At 37.8% G+C, this 19,081-nt stretch carries 15 protein-coding genes; 14 read left to right on the forward strand and 1 reads right to left on the reverse strand.

The window, feature by feature from the left end; all coding sequences use genetic code 11:
* From dnaA to IGL32_RS00070, 14 genes are all read left to right on the forward strand, one after another.
* Complete coding sequence (gene dnaA, locus IGL32_RS00005; protein WP_002356013.1) at positions 1-1,344, forward strand: chromosomal replication initiator protein DnaA; 1,344 nt, start codon at positions 1-3, stop codon at positions 1,342-1,344.
* 201 nt (positions 1,345-1,545) lie between these two features.
* Positions 1,546-2,676, forward strand: a complete 1,131-nt coding sequence (gene dnaN, locus IGL32_RS00010) for a DNA polymerase III subunit beta (RefSeq protein ID WP_002356014.1) — start codon at positions 1,546-1,548, stop codon at positions 2,674-2,676.
* Positions 2,677-3,254: 578 nt separating this feature from the next.
* A complete protein-coding gene (gene yaaA, locus IGL32_RS00015; RefSeq protein ID WP_002356015.1) occupies positions 3,255-3,500 on the forward strand; it encodes a S4 domain-containing protein YaaA in 246 nt (81 codons plus the stop codon).
* Positions 3,487-4,614: a DNA replication/repair protein RecF gene (gene recF / locus IGL32_RS00020; RefSeq protein ID WP_002356016.1), complete on the forward strand. Its 1,128-nt coding sequence runs from the start codon at positions 3,487-3,489 to the stop codon at positions 4,612-4,614. Before yaaA ends, recF begins: the two co-directional genes overlap by 14 nt.
* A complete protein-coding gene (gyrB, locus tag IGL32_RS00025) occupies positions 4,611-6,560 on the forward strand; it encodes a DNA topoisomerase (ATP-hydrolyzing) subunit B (protein ID WP_156210211.1) in 1,950 nt (649 codons plus the stop codon). Before recF ends, gyrB begins: the two co-directional genes overlap by 4 nt.
* 55 nt (positions 6,561-6,615) lie before the next feature.
* On the forward strand, positions 6,616-9,117 hold the full coding sequence (gene gyrA, locus IGL32_RS00030; protein ID WP_002361457.1) for a DNA gyrase subunit A: 2,502 nt from the start codon (positions 6,616-6,618) through the stop codon (positions 9,115-9,117).
* 174 nt (positions 9,118-9,291) lie between these two features.
* The gene (gene rpsF / locus IGL32_RS00035) at positions 9,292-9,594 is read left to right on the forward strand and encodes a 30S ribosomal protein S6 (protein ID WP_002356019.1); all 303 of its coding nucleotides are present in this window, start codon (positions 9,292-9,294) and stop codon (positions 9,592-9,594) included.
* Positions 9,595-9,638: 44 nt separating this feature from the next.
* Positions 9,639-10,205, forward strand: coding sequence for a single-stranded DNA-binding protein (gene ssb, locus IGL32_RS00040; RefSeq protein WP_002379277.1), 567 nt, complete (start codon positions 9,639-9,641; stop codon positions 10,203-10,205).
* A 25-nt stretch (positions 10,206-10,230) separates the two neighbouring features.
* The gene (rpsR, locus tag IGL32_RS00045; RefSeq protein WP_002356021.1) at positions 10,231-10,470 is read left to right on the forward strand and encodes a 30S ribosomal protein S18; all 240 of its coding nucleotides are present in this window, start codon (positions 10,231-10,233) and stop codon (positions 10,468-10,470) included.
* A gap of 156 nt (positions 10,471-10,626) precedes the next feature.
* A complete protein-coding gene (locus IGL32_RS00050) occupies positions 10,627-12,651 on the forward strand; it encodes a DHH family phosphoesterase (RefSeq protein ID WP_002363542.1) in 2,025 nt (674 codons plus the stop codon).
* A gap of 5 nt (positions 12,652-12,656) precedes the next feature.
* Complete coding sequence (gene rplI / locus IGL32_RS00055; RefSeq protein WP_002356023.1) at positions 12,657-13,109, forward strand: 50S ribosomal protein L9; 453 nt, start codon at positions 12,657-12,659, stop codon at positions 13,107-13,109.
* A 273-nt stretch (positions 13,110-13,382) separates the two neighbouring features.
* Positions 13,383-14,750: a replicative DNA helicase gene (gene dnaB / locus IGL32_RS00060; protein ID WP_002381331.1), complete on the forward strand. Its 1,368-nt coding sequence runs from the start codon at positions 13,383-13,385 to the stop codon at positions 14,748-14,750.
* Between the two features lie 236 nt (positions 14,751-14,986).
* Complete coding sequence (locus IGL32_RS00065; protein WP_002376293.1) at positions 14,987-16,279, forward strand: adenylosuccinate synthase; 1,293 nt, start codon at positions 14,987-14,989, stop codon at positions 16,277-16,279.
* Between the two features lie 124 nt (positions 16,280-16,403).
* Complete coding sequence (locus IGL32_RS00070) at positions 16,404-17,273, forward strand: DegV family protein (RefSeq protein WP_002359214.1); 870 nt, start codon at positions 16,404-16,406, stop codon at positions 17,271-17,273.
* Positions 17,274-17,312: 39 nt separating this feature from the next.
* Here IGL32_RS00070 and IGL32_RS00075 read toward each other — a convergent pair whose 3' ends face one another.
* Positions 17,313-18,944, reverse strand: coding sequence for an ABC-F family ATP-binding cassette domain-containing protein (locus IGL32_RS00075; RefSeq protein ID WP_430600056.1), 1,632 nt, complete (start codon positions 18,942-18,944; stop codon positions 17,313-17,315).
* Between the last annotated feature and the right edge of the window lie 137 nt (positions 18,945-19,081).

Genomic DNA, 19,081 nt, shown 5'->3' on the forward strand with positions numbered 1-19,081 from the left:
ATGCCCGACGTGGAAAGTTTTTGGCATAGCCTTGAAGAAGCCTATCAAGCGATTTTGTCGGCGCCAAGTTTTGATGCTTGGATTAAAACCACACGCCCTTTGAAATTAGACAACAATCAATTGTGGCTAGAAGTCCCTTCTGCAGTTCATCGTGATTACTGGGAAAAAAATCTTTCGGCAAAAATTGTCGAAACTGGATTTAAATTGACCGGTGCAGAAGTGATGCCCCATTTTGTTGTTGCCGATGAAAAAGACGCAGCACTGGCACAAGAACTCGAAGAACCTGCCGAAGAAGAAGTTGTTTTTAGTGAACAAAGTAAAAAAGCGATGCTTAATCCTAAGTACACTTTCGACACCTTCGTTATTGGTAAAGGAAACCAAATGGCTCATGCTGCAGCGCTTGTTGTTGCCGAGGATCCAGGTTCGATTTACAATCCCCTTTTCTTCTATGGTGGTGTAGGGTTAGGGAAAACCCATTTGATGCATGCTATTGGTCATCAAATGTTAGTGAATCAACCAGATGCCAAAGTCAAATATGTTAGTAGCGAAACGTTTACGAATGAATTTATCAACTCAATTCAAACAAAGACATCCGAACAATTTCGGAAAGAATATCGCAATGTTGACTTATTATTAGTCGATGATATTCAATTTTTGGCGGAAAAAGAAGCAACATTGGAAGAATTTTTCCATACCTTCAACGATCTTTACAATGAAAATAAACAAATTGTTTTAACAAGTGATCGCCCGCCGAATGATATTCCAAAATTACCTGAACGATTAGTTTCTCGCTTTGCTTGGGGTTTGTCTGTCGATATCACCCCGCCTGATTTAGAAACACGGATTGCAATTTTGCGCAAAAAAGCAGATGCCGAGCGTTTAGAAATTCCGGATGATACACTAAGTTATATCGCTGGTCAAATTGATTCCAACATCCGTGAATTAGAGGGTGCTTTGGTCCGTGTTCAAGCCTTTGCAACTATTAATGGAGAAGATATTACCACTAGTTTAGCGGCGGACGCCTTGAAATCTCTAAAATCAGTTGGTAGTAAAAATCAATTGTCCATTTTACAAATTCAAGAAGAAGTATCCAAATATTATCATGTGCCTCTTAAAGATTTAAAAGGGAAAAAACGGGTGAAAACAATTGTGGTTCCTCGTCAAATCTCAATGTATCTTGCTAGAGAAATGACCGACAATTCCTTGCCAAAAATTGGTGCCGAATTTGGCGGCAAAGATCATACAACGGTGATTCATGCGCACGAAAAGATTCAGCAATTATTGGAAAAAGATCCAGCGATTCAAAAAGAAGTCAGTGAAATTAAAAATTTATTGAACTCTTAGGATGTGGAAAACTAAACAAAAAAGAACAAAGTTATCCACAACTTATGCACAAGTGGATAACTTAGTAAAATCAATGCTCTTTTGACTTTTCCACAGAATCAACATGCCCTATTACTTTTATTATTTATTTATATATAATATACAAAACAGTGGCGTACAAAATTAGAACGTATTGAAAATACTTAAAAAGGAGTTTACATTATGAAATTAACGGTCAAACGAAGTGTCTTTTTACAAGAATTACAAACTGTTCAACGAGCAATTTCTTCTAAAACAACGATTCCAATCTTAACAGGTGTTAAAATTGTGTTATCAGAAGATGGCTTATCACTTACTGGGAGTAACGCGGATATTTCAATTGAAAGTTTTTTAAGTAAAGATGATGAAAAAGCTCAAATGACCATTGAACGCACAGGTAGCATCGTTTTACAATCTCGTTTCTTTGGCGAAATTATTCGTAAATTACCAGAAGATATGTTCACAATGGAAGTTCTAGATAACAATCAAGTTGCAATTACTTCAGGAAAAGCTGATTTTACGGTTAATGGATTAGATGCTGATAATTATCCGCACTTACCAGTAATTGATACTCAAAACCAAATGAAATTACCTGTTCATTTATTGACAAAAATTATTAGTGAAACAGGTTTTGCTGTATCGATGCACGAAAGTCGTCCAATTTTAACTGGGGTTCACTTTATTTTAGAAAATCAAAAATTACTTGCCGTTGCGACAGATTCACATCGTTTAAGTCAACGTGTGATCCCGACAGAACAAGCAGTAGAAGACTTTAACATTGTAATTCCAGGAAAAAGTTTAACTGAACTTTCTCGTTCATTAACCAATGAAGAAGAAATGGTTGAAATCAGCATTATGGAAAATCAAGTGCTATTTAAAACAGAAACAATGTACTTCTATTCTCGTTTGTTAGAAGGAAATTATCCTGATACCAACCGTTTAATTCCAACTAGCCATAACACGCAAATTGAATTTTATGTACCAGAATTGCTTTCAGCAATCGAACGTGCCTCTTTACTTTCTCATGAAGGACGTAACAATATTGTTCGCCTTTCAATTTCACCAGATTCTGTTGTTTTATATGGAAATTCACCTGAAATTGGAAAAGTCGAAGAAGCTTTAAACTATGAAAATGTTTCTGGTGAAGCGTTGGATATTTCTTTCAACCCAGATTATATGAAAGATGCGTTGCGAGCGTTTGGCGATATGAATATTACCGTGAAATTCCTTTCTCCAATTCGTCCGTTTACATTGGAGCCAACCGAAACAGAACTAGATTTCATTCAACTAATTACACCGGTTCGTACAAATTAATCATGTTTAAAAAAGACCTTCGGAAAATCAATATGATCGCCGAAGGTTCTTTTTTGTCGTCTGTTTAAAGCCGATAAACGCTGCTAGATAAGCTTTTTATAACTAGAATAGCTTTTACGCTAATATGATTGTGAATGTTTGAACTATCGTTTGACGAATAAATTCTGCCTTTTTTTCGTGGATAAAGAAAAAAGCCCTTTAATTTTTCGTTTAAGGGCTGTTCATTTTTTTATGAATATTTCCTAGTGAAAGAAGTTTACGTTGCTTAAAACGACGCTCAGACCTCTACAAGCTACTTTTCTTCATTGCGCGCCCTCTTCGTTTGTCTTTGAGTTACCCCTAATTGTTTTTTAGTTAAACGCTACTCGTCATTTCTGCCAAATCAGGCCCCTTTTTTCTCAAGAAAATATCAATTTCCGTTTTAAAATGCTTTTTAAGAGTTTTTTTATCCTAATAATATTTTCGGTCATTTAGAATTAAAATTGCTTAGAATGAAAATTAGACAGATAAATTTGTTTTCTCTTATGAAAAAGGGTATAATATATATGAGAACGTATTAGAAAAAAGAGGGATGCACATTGAAAAAAACGTTTGTTTTAGCAACTGAGTATATAACGCTTGGTCAGTTTCTTAAAGAAATCAACGTCATTGGTAGTGGCGGCCAAGCCAAATGGTATTTGGCAGATAATAGCGTGTTTGTTGATGGCGAGTTGGAAAATCGTCGCGGACGGAAACTTTATGCGGGCATGATGATTGAGATACCTGAAGAAGGTACTTTTTTTATGGTGAAAAACGGAAACGAGTCCGACGATGCGGCTGAATGAGCTGACACTTCAGCATTATCGTAATTATGAAACAGTCAGCTTAGATTTTCCAAAAACGTTAAATCTTTTTTTAGGCGAAAACGCCCAAGGAAAAACCAACTTGTTAGAAAGCATTTATGTTCTAGCAATGACACGAAGTCATCGAACCAGCAATGAAAAAGAATTAATTGGCTGGGAACAAGCAGCAGCTAAAATTAGCGGTGTGGTTGAAAAAAAGACAGGCACCGTGCCGTTGGAAATTTTAATTTCCAACAAAGGACGTAAAACCAAGGTTAATCACATTGAGCAAAAAAGGCTCAGTGCGTACATTGGGCAACTGAATGTTATTTTATTTGCCCCAGAAGATTTATCTTTGGTGAAAGGTTCACCTCAAGTCCGCCGGAAATTTATTGACATGGAACTCGGACAAGTGAGTCCTATTTATCTTTATGATCTTGTCCAATATCAGTCTGTTTTAAAGCAACGGAACCAATACCTAAAACAACTAGCTGAAAAGAAACAAACAGATACTGTTTATCTGGATATTTTGACAGAGCAGCTAGCTGAATTTGGCGGGAAAGTTCTATACGCTCGGTTAGGTTTTCTTAAAAAATTAGAACACTGGGCAAACTTACTCCATCAAAAAATTAGTCATGGACGCGAAACGCTCACCATTGACTACGCATCAAGCATCCCAATTGACAACACGGATCTTTCCTTAGAAGCACTTCAAAATCAATTGCTCCAACAATTAATGAACAATCGTAAGCGTGAATTGTTTAAAGCGAATACTTTTTTAGGCCCTCATCGTGACGATTTGCTGTTTATTGTCAATGGTCAAAATGTTCAAACGTATGGCTCACAAGGCCAACAGCGAACGACAGCTTTAAGTATTAAATTGGCAGAGATTGATTTGATGCATTCAGAAACAGGAGAATATCCTGTGTTATTACTAGATGATGTCATGAGTGAATTAGATAATGAACGTCAAATTCACTTGTTAGAAACGATTGAAGGCAAAGTTCAAACGTTCTTAACGACAACTAGTTTAGATCACATAAAAGACAAGCTAACAGTTGAACCAGATATTTTCTATGTTCAACAAGGCAAGATAGAAAGGAATTCAGCGACATGACAGAAGAAGAAAAAAACATGAGAGAACGTGCGCAAGAATATGACGCTAGTCAGATTCAAGTTTTGGAGGGCTTAGAAGCTGTCCGGAAACGTCCTGGTATGTACATAGGTTCTACTAGTGGCGAAGGGTTACACCACTTAGTATGGGAAATCGTTGACAACTCTATCGACGAAGCCTTAGCAGGATTTGCTAAATCAATTCAAGTAATTATCGAACCAGACGATAGTATTACTGTTATCGATGATGGTCGTGGAATTCCAGTCGGGATTCAAGCCAAAACAGGTCGCCCAGCTGTGGAAACAGTGTTTACAGTGCTACATGCCGGCGGGAAATTTGGCGGTGGCGGCTATAAAGTATCAGGTGGCTTGCACGGTGTTGGTTCCTCTGTTGTTAATGCTTTATCGACCAGTTTAGATGTTCGTGTTTATAAAGATGGCAAAGTGTATTACCAAGAATATCGTCGTGGTGCGGTTGTTGATGACCTAAAAGTTATCGAAGAAACGGATCGTCACGGAACCACTGTTCACTTTATTCCAGATCCTGAAATTTTTACAGAAACAACCGTTTATGATTTTGATAAATTAGCAACACGGGTTCGTGAATTAGCCTTTTTAAATCGAGGCTTACACATTTCAATTGAAGACAGTCGTGAAGGACAAGAAGATAAAAAAGAGTATCACTATGAAGGCGGGATTAAGAGTTATGTTGAGCATTTAAATGCCAATAAAGACGTTATTTTCCCAGAGCCAATCTTCATTGAAGGAGAGCAACAAGATATTACAGTGGAAGTGTCAATGCAGTATACAGATGGCTACCACTCAAATATTTTAAGTTTTGCCAACAATATTCATACTTATGAAGGCGGAACGCATGAATCTGGTTTTAAAACTTCTTTAACACGTGTGATTAATGACTATGCACGTAAACAAAAATTGATGAAAGAAAACGATGAAAAATTAACTGGGGAAGATGTTCGTGAAGGCTTAACCGCAGTGGTTTCCATCAAACATCCCGATCCTCAATTTGAAGGACAAACGAAAACGAAATTAGGGAACTCAGAAGTACGGACCGTTACGGATCGTCTATTCTCAGAATACTTTACAAAATTCTTAATGGAAAACCCAACAGTCGGCAAACAAATTGTCGAAAAAGGCATGTTGGCTTCAAAAGCTCGTTTAGCCGCTAAAAGAGCCCGTGAAGTCACCCGTCGTAAAGGCGCGTTAGAAATTAGCAACTTGCCAGGGAAGCTGGCTGATTGCTCAAGTAAAGATCCGGAAAAATGCGAATTATTTATCGTCGAAGGAGACTCGGCCGGCGGTTCAGCAAAACAAGGCCGTAGCCGTGAATTCCAAGCCATTTTACCAATTCGTGGGAAAATCTTGAATGTCGAGAAAGCCAGCATGGATAAAATTTTAGCCAATGAAGAAATTCGGTCATTATTTACAGCTATGGGAACAGGCTTCGGCGAAGATTTCGATGTTTCTAAAGCACGTTATCACAAACTAGTGATTATGACCGATGCCGATGTCGATGGTGCGCATATTCGAACGTTGTTATTAACCTTGTTCTATCGCTTCATGCGGCCAATTGTTGAAGCTGGTTATGTGTATATTGCCCAACCACCACTATATGGTGTGAAACAAGGGAAAAACATCACCTACGTTCAACCAGGCAAACATGCTGAAGAGGAACTAGCAAAAGTGTTAGAAGAATTACCTGCTTCACCAAAACCAAGTGTTCAACGTTACAAAGGGTTGGGTGAAATGGATGATCACCAACTTTGGGAAACAACAATGGACCCAGAAAAACGATTAATGGCGCGAGTGAGTGTCGATGATGCCATTGAAGCTGACCAAATTTTTGAAATGCTAATGGGCGATCGTGTGGAACCACGTCGTGCGTTTATCGAAGAAAATGCCCATTACGTGAAAAACTTGGATATTTAATGTGTCGCAACGTTGTAAGAGACGCTAGAACATATATTTAGAGGGGAAAAAATTCATGAGTGAAGAAATTAAAGAAAACATTCAAGACGTCAATCTGACCAGCGAAATGAAAGAATCTTTCATTGACTACGCAATGAGTGTTATCGTAGCCCGCGCGTTACCTGACGTTCGTGACGGTTTAAAACCTGTTCATCGCCGAATCTTATATGGAATGAACGAATTAGGGGTAACCCCTGATAAACCACACAAAAAATCAGCCCGGATTGTTGGGGATGTTATGGGTAAATATCACCCCCATGGGGACAGTGCGATTTACGAATCAATGGTGCGGATGGCACAACCTTTTAGTTATCGGGCTATGTTAGTTGACGGCCACGGAAACTTCGGTTCTGTCGATGGTGACGGCGCTGCCGCTATGCGTTATACCGAAGCACGTATGAGTAAAATTGCTTTAGAAATGCTACGAGATATTAACAAAAATACAGTCGATTTCCAAGGAAACTATGATGATTCAGAACAAGAACCAGTAGTTTTACCTGCTCGTTTTCCAAACTTACTAGTTAACGGAACAACGGGGATTGCGGTGGGGATGGCAACAAACATTCCACCACACAATTTAAGTGAAGTGATTGATGCAACAAGTTTATTGATGGACAATCCTGATGTAACGACGAATGAATTGATGGAAGTGTTACCTGGACCAGATTTTCCAACAGGCGGTTTAGTGATGGGGAAATCAGGGATTCGCCGAGCATATGAAACAGGGAAAGGTTCGATTACTGTTCGTGCAAAAGTTGAATTGACTGAAATGCCGAATGGAAAAGAACGTATTTTAGTAACTGAATTGCCTTATATGGTGAATAAAGCCAAATTAATCGAACGAATTTCTGAATTACACAGAGATAAACGAATTGAAGGAATTACTGATTTGCGGGATGAATCTTCTCGTGAAGGCATGCGGATCGTCATCGATGTTCGTCGAGATGTGAGTGCCTCTGTTGTGTTAAACAACTTGTACAAAATGACTGCCTTACAAACATCTTTTGGTTTTAACATGTTAGCCATTGAAAAAGGCGTACCGAAAATTTTAAGCTTGAAACGTATTTTAGAAAACTACGTCGAGCATCAAAAAGAAGTCATTACTCGCCGGACGATTTTTGACAAAAACAAAGCAGAAGCACGGGCGCATATTTTAGAAGGTCTACGAATTGCCTTAGATCATATCGATGAAATCATTGCCATTATCCGTGGGTCACAATCAGATGACGAAGCAAAAGCAACGTTAATTGAACGCTTTGAATTTTCAGATCGTCAAGCGCAAGCGATTTTAGATATGCGTTTACGCCGTTTAACAGGCTTAGAACGCGACAAAATTGAAAATGAATATCAAGAGCTATTGAAATTCATTGCGGACTTAGAGGACATTTTAGCCCGCCCAGAACGCGTCATTGAAATCATTAAAACAGAGTTAAATGACGTTCGCACAAAATTTGGTGATGCACGACGCACAGAATTATTAGTAGGTGAAGTCCTAAGTCTTGAAGATGAAGATTTAATCGAAGAAGAAGAAGTCGTGATTACGTTAACCAATAACGGCTACATTAAGCGGATGGCAAACTCCGAATTCCGGGCGCAACGCCGCGGCGGACGTGGTGTCCAAGGGATGGGCGTTCACGATGATGATTTCGTGAAAAACCTAGTTTCTTGTTCAACACACGACACGTTATTATTCTTTACGAACACTGGGAAAGTTTACCGAGCAAAAGGTTACGAAATCCCTGAATACGGTAGAACAGCAAAAGGAATTCCAGTAATTAACTTACTGGGAATTGATTCTGCAGAAAAAATTCAAGCGATTATTTCTGTTGAGGGCAAAGCGGAAGCAGGTAAATACTTGTTCTTCACAACCTTAAAAGGAACCGTCAAACGGACAGCCGTAACAGCCTTTTCTAATATCCGTAGTAATGGATTAATCGCCATTAGCTTAAAAGAAGATGATGAGTTAGTTAACGTGGTAACGACTAATGGCAATCAGAAGATGATTATCGGAACACATGCAGGATACTCTGTCACATTTGATGAAAATACTGTACGTGATATGGGCCGGACAGCATCAGGTGTTCGGGGAATCCGTCTCCGCGAAAATGATTATGTGGTCGGTGCAGCGATTCTGGATGAAAACAAAGAAGTCCTAGTCATTACTGAAAATGGTTATGGTAAGCGTACAAAAGCTTCTGAATATCCAGTTAAAGGACGTGGCGGTAAAGGGATTAAGACAGCAAATATCACTGAGAAAAATGGTCCATTAGCTGGTTTAACCACGGTCAATGGGGATGAAGATATCTTATTGATTACGAACAAAGGCGTCATTATCCGCTTTAACGTTGATTCTGTTTCTCAAACAGGACGCGCAACATTAGGGGTTCGTTTAATGAGAATGGAAGATGGTGCCAAAGTGGTAACAATGGCTGTTGTAGAACCAGAAGAAGTGGAAGAAGAAATCGTTGAAGTTGTAGAAACAACAGAAAACGAAACAACATCAGAAACAGAAGAATAACATAAAAAAGTTTCGCCAGTTGGCGAAACTTTTTTATTGGGGCTTTTCAAAACTATTTCTTGCTTTTGTCCATCAATTAGCATATAATTAGAGATTGTGAACTACCTTTTTAGGTATGTTCTCCTTGCTCTTAGCCAACTAAGAGCCTTGAAGTCCATAGGGAGGTGAAAATCAATGAGTCAAGATACGAAGTACGAAATCATGTACATTATTCGTCCGAACATTGATGAAGAAGCAAAAACTGCTTTAGTAGAACGTTTCGACACAATCTTAAAAGATAACGGAGCAGAAGTTATCGAATCTAAAGATTGGGAAAAACGCCGCTTAGCATATGAAATGAACGGATTCCGTGAAGGCATCTATCATATCGTTAATGTTACTTCTCCATCAACAGCTGGCGCAATCAACGAGTTTGATCGTTTAGCAAAAATCAATGACGATATTATCCGTCATATGATCGTGAAGGTAGAAGCATAATTTGTTTCACATGAAACATTTATTGACGAAAGGAGATGTTTTGAATGATTAATAACGTTGTATTAGTCGGAAGATTGACAAAAGATCCTGACTTACGTTACACCGCTAGTGGTTCAGCTGTTGCGACCTTTACACTTGCTGTAAACCGTAACTTTACGAATCAAAATGGTGACCGTGAAGCAGACTTTATCAACTGTGTGATTTGGCGTAAACCCGCAGAAACAATGGCTAATTATGCCCGTAAAGGTACATTATTAGGTGTTGTCGGAAGAATTCAAACTCGTAACTACGAGAACCAACAAGGTCAACGTGTCTACGTAACTGAAGTGGTTTGTGAAAACTTCCAATTGTTAGAATCTCGTTCTGCTTCAGAACAAAGAGGAACTGGCGGCGGTAGCTTTAATAACAACGAAAATGGTTATCAATCACAAAATCGTAGCTTTGGTAATAACAATGCCAGTTCTGGATTTAATAACAACAACAATAGTTTCAATCCATCATCTTCTCAGTCGCAAAACAATAACGGTATGCCTGATTTCGATAAAGATTCTGATCCATTTGGTGGCTCAGGTTCATCTATCGACATTTCAGATGATGATTTACCATTCTAAACGAATTTGATAGGAGGGAACAAGAATGGCACAACAAAGAAGAGGCGGACGTAAACGTCGGAAAGTCGACTATATCGCAGCAAACCACATCGAATACATCGACTATAAAGATACTGAATTGTTAAAACGATTCATTTCAGAACGTGGCAAAATTTTACCACGTCGTGTTACAGGTACTGGCGCTAAAAACCAACGTAAATTAACGATTGCTATTAAACGCGCACGTATCATGGGATTATTACCATTCGTTAGTGACGAACAATAATTTTATGACAATTTCCAGAACCAAAGAGCTTGCTCTTTGGTTCTTTTTTATCTTGACTAGTGTTTCACGTGAAACATAACAAGGTTCGCAGAATGAAGTGTTTTGTGATAAAATAAGGGATGAAATAACTAGTGAATCACCAGAGCAATATGCTCGTTGGAACAAGTCGCCTCAAAGGTCTGCAGAAAGATTGGAGGCAAAAAAATGCAAAAGAAGAGAATTCAAAAAAACGGTTTCTTAATTGTTGTGGGTCTTCTCTTAGTAGAATTTCTCCTCTATTTCTTACTAACAAATAAATGGCTGCTATTGGCGGTAATTATCGCATTAGATATCTTTCTCTTAGTGGTTATTCGGCTGTTGATTAGAGATGTAGAAATTACGAACGTAGAAAAGATTCAAGAAGCAAGTTCCATTGCTGAACAATCGTTGGATTATGTTGTAAATGAAGTACCTGTGGGAATTATTACGTATAACGGGGAAACACGCGCGGTAGAATGGCTTAATCCTTATGCTGCTTCTATTTTTAATAAAGACAATCAGCTAACGTTAACCGCTAGCCAAGTTACGTCTTATTTAGAATTAGCAGAACGAAACCAAGATATTTTTACGATTGACGAAAATACCTATCGCTTTAGCGTCAATAAAGAACAACATACAATTACTTTTGAAGATATCACTAAAGAAAGTAATTTGTATCAAGAAAAAGTCGAAATGCAAACGGCTATTGGCATTGTGTCTGTCGATAATTATGATGATGTCACCGATACAATGGATGAGAAAGAAATTTCTTATTTGAATAGTTTCATTACGACGATGGTTTCTGATTGGATGGACCAATACAAAGTTTTTTATAAGCGAATCAACGCAGAACGTTATTTTTTCATTGCCCAATGGGAAGATATTCAAAAAATGATGGACGAAAAATTTTCTATTTTGGATACGATCCGTAAGGAATCAGCTAACCATGAAGTAGCCATTACGTTAAGTATGGGGATTGCTTATGGGGGCCCAACCTTAGATCAAACCGGGACCACGGCTCAAACAAACCTAGATACAGCTTTAGTTCGTGGTGGTGATCAAGTGGTTGTAAAAGAAGCCAAAGATGAAGCGAAGCCGTTATTTTTTGGTGGAAAAACGGCAGTAACGACGAAACGTTCCCAAGTACGTTCTCGCGCAATGAGCATGGCAATTAAGGGAATTATTGCGGAATCTGCTGACATCTATATTATGGGCCATCGTTATCCAGATATGGATGCGTTAGGTTCAGCATTTGGTGTTGCTCGTTTAGCCTCGTTTAATAATCGAAAAGCGTGGATTGTTTTAGATGAAAATGAAATCATTCCCGATGTCAAAAGAGTGTTAGAGGCGATTAAAGAGTACCCAGAATTAGAAGAGCGCATTATTAGTCCTAAAGAGGCCATGAAGCGCAAGAAAGAAAGTAGCTTATTAGTTATGGTAGATTACCATAAACCGTCTCTATCGATCTCACAAGAGCTCTATGAGCGTTTTGATAAAGTAGTAATCATTGATCACCATCGACGAGGAGACGAATTTCCAGCAAAACCCTTGCTTTCTTATATTGAATCTTCTGCCTCTTCTGCTTCAGAATTAGTCACAGAATTGATCGAATATCAAAGTAATAGCGCAAATAAACTGCAGGCCTTTGAAGCAACCATGATGTTGGCGGGAATTGTGGTTGATACGAAAAGTTTCAATACACGAACGACGGCGCGAACATTTGATGTGGCTAGTTATTTACGAACTTGTGGAGCAGACTCATCTTTAGTACAATATCTATTAAGTTCTGATCTTACAAGCTATCTGGAAATGAACAATTTAATCTCTAAAAGCGAATATGTCACAAAAGATACCGTCGTTGTTGCAGGGAGTGAAGACAAAGAATATGATAGTGTCACAGCTGCCAAAACAGCGGACACATTACTTTCTATGGCAGGGATTAATGCAGCATTTGTCATTACCAAGCGGACGGATCAACAGATTGGCATTAGTGCTCGGAGTAATGGTTCAATTAATGTCCAAATTATTATGGAAAATTTAGGTGGTGGCGGTCACTTTACTAATGCGGCAGTACAATTATCAAACGTAACAGTAGCAGAAGTAAAAGAGCAACTACTTGATGTAATTCGTCAAAATATTAATGAAATGTATGAACAGGAGTGAAGGAAATGAAAGTCATTTTTTTACAAGACGTTAAAGGAAAAGGAAAAAAAGGGGACGTAAAAGAAGTGCCAACTGGTTACGCCCAAAACTTTTTAATTAAAAATGGTTATGCGAAAGAAGCCAATAAAGGGAGCATGAGTGCGTTAGCGGGTCAAAAGAAAGCCCAAGAAAAACATGAAGCAGAAGTTTTAGCACAAGCAAAAGAAATGCAAGCCTTTTTAGAAGATGAAAAGACTGTTGTAGAAATCAAGGCAAAAGCTGGAGAAGACAGCCGTTTATTTGGCTCAATTCCTTCAAAACAAATTGCAGAAGCCTTAAACAAACAATACAATGTAAAATTGGATAAACGCAAAATCGAATTAGCCAACCCAATTCGTTCTCTAGGTTACACTAACGTACCAGTCAAACTACATCATGAAGTTACAGCGAAAATTAAGGTTCATGTCGTAGCGGAATAATACAATCGATAAAAAAGAAGCCGATTTCTCCGGCTTCTTTTTTATGCAAAATAAATTACTAGAATTATTTTTTATAATATTTAAAAATCAAATATACAACAATTTAAATTAACGAAAGTATTATATTTTTATTAATTGTATATTTTTAAAAATTGGAAAGTGAACTAAAAATAGAGAAATCAGCAGAGAAAAAATGTACTTTTTTTAATGAAATTGTGTTAAAATGGATAGACTAAACGAACCAGAAAGTAAGACATCGTGGGAGAGAACAAAATGAATGAATTATTGCAAGATAGGGTACCGCCACAAAATATTGAAGCGGAACAAGCCGTTTTAGGTTCTATTTTCTTAGATGCAGATGTGCTAATAGAAGCGATGGAATATGTGGAACCTAAAGATTTCTATCGTCGTAGTCATCAGTTGATTTTCCAAACGATGATGACCTTAAGCGACCGAAATGAAGCGATTGATGTGGTAACAATCAAAGATCGCCTAGAACAAGAGAATTTGTTAGAAGATGTTGGTGGACTAAGTTATCTGTCAGATTTAGCTTTAGCTGTGCCGACAGCTGCCAATGTCATTTATTATGCAAAAATTGTTGAACAAAAATCGTTGCTGCGCAACTTAATCCAAACCGCTACAGAGATTGTAACTAAAGGCTTTGAGCAAGGTGAAGATGTTGAATCTATTTTGGATGATGCAGAACGAAGCATTTTAGAAGTCTCCGAAAAGCGGAATCGTAGTGGCTTTTTATCAATTTCAGATGTTCTAAATACAACTATTGCGAATATTGACCAATTATACCAAAATGATGAAGAGATTACTGGTTTACCTACAGGCTATCAAGCATTGGATAAAATGACTGCTGGCTTGCAAGCGGAAGAGCTAATTATTTTAGCGGCCCGTCCAGCGGTAGGGAAAACCGCTTTTGCATTAAATATTGCCCAAAATGTCGGCACCAAAACAGATAAAGCTGTCGCTATTTTTAGTTTAGAAATGGGGGCAGAATCATTAGTGAACCGGATGCTTTGTGCAGAAGGATCCATTGAGGCCAGCCATTTAAGAACAGGGCAATTATCTGAAGAAGAATGGCAAAACTTAATTATTGCGATGGGTAGTTTGTCCCGTGCGAATATCTATATTGATGACACACCAGGGATTAAAATTACCGAAATTCGTGCGAAATGTCGTAAATTAGCACAAGAAAAAGGCAACTTAGGTCTAATTTTGATCGACTACCTACAATTGATTGAAGGAACTGGAAAAGAGAACCGCCAACAGGAGGTTTCTGATATTTCACGTCAATTAAAAAAATTAGCGAAAGAATTAAAAGTCCCGGTTATCGCTTTGTCACAGCTTTCTCGTGGCGTGGAACAACGTCAAGATAAACGTCCTGTGTTAAGTGATATTCGTGAGTCAGGTTCCATTGAGCAAGATGCCGATATCGTTGCCTTTCTTTATCGTGATGATTACTACGATCGTGGTGAAGGAGAAGACGGCGATCATGAGCCACCAGAAGTTGACAATGTTGTAGAAGTCATCATTGAGAAAAACCGTAGTGGTGCGCGTGGAACGGTCGAATTACTTTTCATTAAAGAATATAATAAATTTTCTTCGCTTTCGCCGAGGACAGAATTTTAAAAAACGAACTCATTTTTTGAGTTCGTTTTTTTGCTTATTAAGGGATTAAAATCAGAGAGTAAAACACGAACAATATTCGTATATTTTATTATTTTACAAAAACATAACTAAAAATGTTCGTATTTTTGACAGAAACGCTTTTGATTGTGAAAGAATATTCGATTTTTACCCTTGAAAGGGACTGGTTTTACTGGTACAATGATTCAGGACAAAAAAATTATGAACGAGGTGTTCGAATGTCATCAGTAGTAGTTGTTGGAACGCAATGGGGCGACGAAGGTAAAGGAAAAATTACAGACTTTCTAAGTGAAAACGCAGAAGTGATCGCTCGTTACCAAGGCGGAGATAACGCCGGACATACCATTAAATTCGACGGCGTAACGTATAAATTACATTTAATTCCTTCAGGGATTTTCTATAAAGAAAAAATTAGTGTAATTGGTAACGGCGTAGTTGTGAATCCAAAATCTTTAGTAAAAGAATTAGCTTATTTAAAAGAAAATAATGTTGCCACTGATAATTTACGTATTTCAGATCGTGCTCATGTCATCTTGCCGTATCATATTAAATTGGATCAATTGCAAGAAGATGCGAAAGGTGAAAACAAGATTGGGACAACGATTAAAGGAATTGGCCCAGCCTACATGGATAAAGCAGCACGGGTGGGAATCCGTATCGCTGATTTATTGGATAAAGAAATTTTTGCGGAACGTTTGAAAATTAACTTAGAAGAAAAAAATCGTCAATTCGTTAAAATGTTTGATAGCGAAGCCATTGAATTTGATGATATTTTTGAAGAATACTATGAATACGGACAACAAATTAAACAATATGTTACAGATACTTCGGTTATTTTAAACGATGCATTAGATGCTGGAAAACGGGTTTTATTTGAAGGGGCACAAGGTGTCATGTTGGATATCGATCAAGGAACCTATCCATTTGTTACTTCCTCTAATCCAGTAGCTGGTGGCGTAACTATCGGTAGTGGCGTTGGTCCATCAAAAATTAATAAAGTGGTTGGTGTCTGCAAAGCGTACACTTCACGTGTCGGTGACGGCCCATTCCCAACAGAATTATTTGATGAAACAGGAGAAACCATTCGTCGTGTCGGTAAAGAATACGGAACAACAACAGGACGTCCGCGTCGTGTCGGTTGGTTTGATTCAGTAGTTATGCGTCATTCAAAACGTGTATCAGGAATTACGAATTTGTCATTAAACTCGATTGACGTGTTAAGTGGTTTAGAAACGGTGAAAATTTGTACAGCTTATGAACTTGATGGTGAATTAATTTATCATTATCCAGCAAGCTTGAAAGAATTAAGCCGCTGTAAACCAGTTTATGAAGAATTACCAGGTTGGTCTGAAGATATCACTGGTTGCAAAACTTTAGCTGATTTACCAGCTAATGCTCGTAACTATGTACATCGGATTTCAGAATTAGTTGGTGTGCGCATTTCAACATTCTCTGTAGGTCCAGACCGTAACCAAACGAACGTTTTAGAAAGCGTTTGGGCACAAATTTAAGCAGATTTTTAAGGGAACGTAAAGGATGGCTTATGCCAGTTCAGCCTTTACGTTCTTTTTTAATTTTATATAAAAATGAAAAACTATGGTAAAATAAAAGAAAACATGAAGGGGGCAATTGTCCGTGAATTATCAATTAGTGACAGATTCTTGTTGTGACTTGCCGTATACATACTTAAAAGAAAACCAAGTACCTTTTATTAGCATGAATATTCAAATTGACGGGAAAGAATATCGCGATGATTTAGGTGAAACGTTTGATTATCAGAACTTCTTAACGGCTATTAAAAATGGAAGTATGCCCACTACCTCTCAAGTTAATGTGGGACGCTACAATGAATTTTTCCGTCCTTTTGTGGAGCAAGGGTTACCGGTGATTTATTTAGCTTTTTCATCTGGGTTAAGTGGCTCTTATCAAAGTGCGTTGCAATCAGTAGAGATGTTAAAAGAAGAGTACGATAATGTAGAAATTCATATTATTGATACAAAAGCAGCTAGCTTAGGTCAAGGGATGTTAGTCCGAGAAGCCATTCGATTACAAACAGATGGTCATTCATTAGGAGAAGTTGTTGCCTATCTTGAAGAGCAAAAAATGAAACTTCACTCGTGGGTAACGGTAGATGATTTAAAACATTTAGAACGTGGCGGACGGATTTCTAAAACAGCGGCTGCACTTGGTGGCTTAATGAACATTAAACCAATTATTCGCGTGGATGCGGCGGGCAAACTAGCATCCGTTGGTAAAACTCGTGGACGAAACAAGTCCTTGCAAAAGATTGCGCAAGAAACGATTCAAGGCATTGTAGAGCCAATGAAACAAACACTGTTGATTGCATATGCAGGAACGAAAGATGACGCGGAAAAAGTCAAAGAATTAATTGAAAAAGAAATAGAGGTTAATGAGATACTGATTTATCCTCTAGGACCCACCATTACTAGTCATACTGGAATAGGTTGTATTGCTGTGTTTTCTTTTGGTGAAAAAAGAAAATAAAAAATAGAGAAGTCATTTTTTAATGACTTCTCTATTTTTTTAATAATCTGAACTGAATAAAACGTCCATTTGTTTTTGAATTTCTGGGTTTTCCAAGAATTCATCATAGGTTGTTTCTGCCCGATCAATGACCCCTTTATCAGAAACAGCAATAATTCGGTTTGCTAATGTTTGGATAAATTGGTGGTCATGTGAAGCAAAAAGAATTGAACCAGTGAAATCCATCAACCCATCATTTAACGCAGTGATTGATTCTAAGTCTAAGTGGTTCGTTGGATCATCTAAAACTAAGACATTGGCTTTGGAAAGCATTAATTTTGAAAGCATGACACGCACTTTTTCGCCTCCGGAAAGAACATTGACTGGTTTTAGTACCTCTTCACCAGAGAATAACATCCGACCTAAGAAACTACGTAAGAACGTATTGTCATCTTCTTCTTTACCAGCAAATTGACGTAACCAATCTAAAATGGTTAATGGCTCTTCAAAGTCTTTGCTGTTGTCTTTTGGTAAATAAGCTTGGCTAGTTGTAACGCCCCAACGAACAGAACCTGTATCGGAAGTAATTTCGCCCATAATCACTTTGAATAACGTAGTCGTTGTAATATCTGAGTCAGCGATGAATGCCACTTTATCATCTTTTGTTAAGTTGAACGAGATATTATCTAAGATTTTTTTGCCATCAATCGTTACAGAGACATTTTCAACTTGTAATAAGTCATTGCCGATTTCACGTTCTGGTGTAAAACCAACGAATGGATAACGACGAGAGGAAGGTTGAATGTCATCTAAGGTAATTTTATCTAACATTTTTTTACGTGACGTTGCTTGTTTTGATTTTGAGGCATTGGCGCTAAAACGAGCGATAAAGTCTTGTAATTCTTTGATTTGTTCTTCTTTTTTGGCATTAGATTGTGCTTGCAATTTTGTCGCTAGTTGGCTTGATTCCAACCAGAAATCATAGTTACCAACGTAAAGTTTGATTTTACTAAAGTCTAAATCTGCCATGTGAGTGCAGACTTTGTTTAGGAAATGACGGTCATGGGAAACCACGATAACGGTATTTTCAAAGTTGATTAAAAATTCTTCTAACCAATTGATTGAGCGGGTGTCTAAACCATTTGTCGGCTCGTCTAATAGTAAGACATCTGGTTTACCAAAAAGAGATTGAGCTAATAATACTTTGACTTTTTGACCAGCTGTTAATTCGCTCATTTTTTGATCATGTAATTCTTCTGGAAGGTTTAGCCCTTGGAGTAAAACAGCTGCCTCAGGTTCTGCTTCCCAACCGTCAAGTTCAGCAAATTCGCCTTCTAGTTCTGCGGCACGAATTCCATCTTCATCTGAAAAATCTTCTTTCATATAGATAGCATCTTTTTCTTTCATTACTTCGTAAAGACGTTTATGTCCCATAATTACAGTTTCTAAAACAGTGTAGTCTTCGTAGTCAAAGTGATTTTGTTTCAGCGTTGCTAGTCGCTCATTAGGACCCATTGAAACCACGCCAGTTGTCGGTTGAATCTCACCTGATAAAATTTTAAGAAACGTTGATTTTCCTGCACCGTTTGCGCCGATTAAGCCGTAACAGTTGCCAGGAGTAAATTTAATATTCACTTCTTCAAAAAGTTTACGATCTGGAAATTGTAAACTTACATCATTAACAGTAATCAATTGTTTTCCTCGCTTTTAATATATTCTTGAACCTCTCTGCATTATATCGGCTACAGAACCTTTTTTCAAGGAGTTTCAATCTTTTTACAGAAACGAATAAAAAGGTGGGTTTTTTATAGAAAAAAGGCGCTTTTTTA

Source organism: Enterococcus sp. AZ035, assembly GCF_050548325.1.
GTDB classification, from domain to species: Bacteria; Bacillota; Bacilli; order Lactobacillales; family Enterococcaceae; genus Enterococcus; species Enterococcus faecalis.